This window comes from Amycolatopsis sp. SID8362, assembly GCF_010550475.1.
Lineage (GTDB): Bacteria > Actinomycetota > Actinomycetes > Mycobacteriales > Pseudonocardiaceae > Amycolatopsis > Amycolatopsis eburnea.
Map to the genome: position 1 here is coordinate 1 of NZ_JAAGNB010000227.1, position 2,391 is coordinate 2,391.

A 2,391-nucleotide genomic window follows, 5' to 3' on the forward strand; every position below is an offset into this window, starting at 1 on the left:
GGCCGTGCTCGGGCACGGCTCGGCGGCCGCGGTCGACCTCGACGGCGCCTTCAAGGACCTCGGCTTCGACTCGCTGACCGCGGTCGAGCTGCGCAACCGCCTCGGCGGCGCGACCGGGCTGCGGCTGCCCGCGACGCTGATCTTCGACTACCCGAGCCCGGCCGCGCTGGTCGAGCACCTGGTCACCGAGCTGGGCGGGACGGCCGCGCCGGTCGCCCCGGTCACGGCGGCCGCCCCGGCCGACGAACCACTGGCCATCATCGGGATGAGCTGCCGCTACCCCGGCGGCGTCAGCTCGCCGGAGGAGTTCTGGGACCTGGTCGCGGACGGCCGCGACGGCGTCTCGGGATTCCCCACCGACCGGGGCTGGGACCTGCCCGACACCGACTTCGTGCCCGAGGGCGGCTTCCTCTACGACGCCGACCGCTTCGACCCGGAGTTCTTCGGCATCTCGCCGCGCGAAGCCATGGCGATCGACCCGCAGCACCGGCTGTTGCTCGAGACGGCGTGGGAGTCCTTCGAGCGCGCGGGCATCGACCCGGGCTCGGTGAAGGGCAGCCGGACCGGCGTGTTCGCCGGGCTGATGTACCACGACTACGTCTCGCGGCTCACCGCCGTGCCGGACGACCTGGCGGGCTACCTCGGCAACGGCAGCGCCGGCAGCGTCGCGTCGGGGCGCGTGGCCTACACGTTCGGGCTGGAAGGGCCCGCGGTCACGATCGACACGGCGTGCTCGTCGTCGCTGGTGGCGCTGCACCTGGCCGCGCAGTCCCTGCGTTCGGGCGAGTGCACGATGGCGCTGGTCGGCGGCGTGACGGTGATGTTCACCCCGACCGCGTTCCTCGAGTTCAGCCGCCAGGGCGGGCTGTCGGGCAACGGGCGGTGCAAGTCGTTCGCCGCGTCCGCCGACGGCACCGGCTGGGCTGAAGGCGCGGGAATGCTGCTGGTGGAACGGCTTTCCGACGCCAAACGGCTCGGCCACCCGATCCTGGCCGTGGTCCGCGGGACGGCGGTCAACCAGGACGGCGCGTCGAACGGCCTCACCGCGCCGAACGGCCCGGCCCAGCAACGCGTGATCCGCGCGGCGCTGGCGTCCGCGCGGCTGCGACCGTCCGATGTGGACGCCGTCGAAGCGCACGGCACCGGAACCTCGCTGGGTGACCCAATCGAGGCGCAGGCGTTGCTGGCCACCTACGGGCAGGAGCGCGCGGAGCCGTTGTGGCTGGGCAGCGTCAAGTCGAACATCGGGCACACGCAGGCCGCGGCGGGCGTCGCGGGCGTGATCAAGATGGTCCAGGCCATGAAGCACGGCGTGCTGCCGGCGACCCTGCACGTCGACGAGCCTTCGCCGCACGTCGACTGGGCGGTCGGAGCGGTCGAGCTGCTCACCGAAGCCCGGCCGTGGCCGGAGACCGGCCGTCCGCGCCGGGCGGCGGTCTCGTCGTTCGGGGTCAGCGGCACCAACGCCCACGTGATCCTCGAAGCCCCGGAGCGCCCCAATGTGGCCTTGGTTGCGTCAGACGCACCGAAGGCCGCCTTGGGTGCGTCTGACGCACCGAAGGCCACATTGGGGTTGTTTCATCCTGGTTGTGGCTGGTCAGGGTGTCGGGTTCGTGGTGGTTGCCTGTGGTGACACGAAGTGCCGCTGGGACCAGCGTGGCGAACCTGGAGATAGGTGAAGCCCTCGGCAGGATCGAGATGTGAGTCAACCATCCGCCGAGGGCTTCGGTCCTCTTTCCTACCAGGTCACCCTTCCACTGTCCGGACAGACCCTGCAGCTGGTCGCGGGGTTGATCCGTGCCCACCGCCAGCGGTTGCGGTCCCGCTGGCGCAAAGCCGGCCCCGCCCAGCAGGCACTGGTCGTCCTGGCCGTGCTGCGCGACGATCCGCGCCTGACCCACCTCGGGGCCGGCATGGGCGTGTCCGCCTCTACGGTCCGGCGGTGGGTGCTGGAAGTCATCACCCTGCTCGCCGTCCGCGCCGCCCGCCTGAACCGGGTCCTGCGACGCCAGGCCGCCCGGGCCGCGGCGGTGGTGCTGGTGGACGGCACCCTGATCCGGACCCGCCGCCGCACCGGCAAAGCCAACCGGGCCAACTACAACGGCAAACACAGACATCACGGCCTGGTCGTGCTCGCCCTGACCGACGAGACCGGCCGGTTGTTGTGGGTGTCGGCGGCGTTGCCGGGCAAGACGGCCGACATCACCGCCGCCCGCCGGCTGCGGATCCGCCAGCACCTGCACGCCCACGGCCTGACCCCGGCCGGGGACAAAGGCTTCCACGGCTGGCACAAAGACGTCCGCACCACCCGCGAATGCCCGGACTGTGAGGGACCGTGCGAGCAGATCGTGCTCACTCCCTACAAAGCCGAAGCCCGCCGGCCGCTGACCA

General features: G+C 71.9%; 2 protein-coding genes. Both read left to right on the forward strand.

What is annotated here, in order from left to right; translation table 11 throughout:
• On the forward strand, positions 1 to 1,633 hold a 1,633-nt coding region (locus tag G3I65_RS07605; RefSeq protein WP_160695451.1), incomplete at its 5' end, for a beta-ketoacyl synthase N-terminal-like domain-containing protein.
• A gap of 67 nt (positions 1,634 to 1,700) precedes the next feature.
• The coding region (locus G3I65_RS07610) for a transposase family protein (RefSeq protein ID WP_160695452.1) at positions 1,701 to 2,391 on the forward strand (691 nt) is incomplete at its 3' end.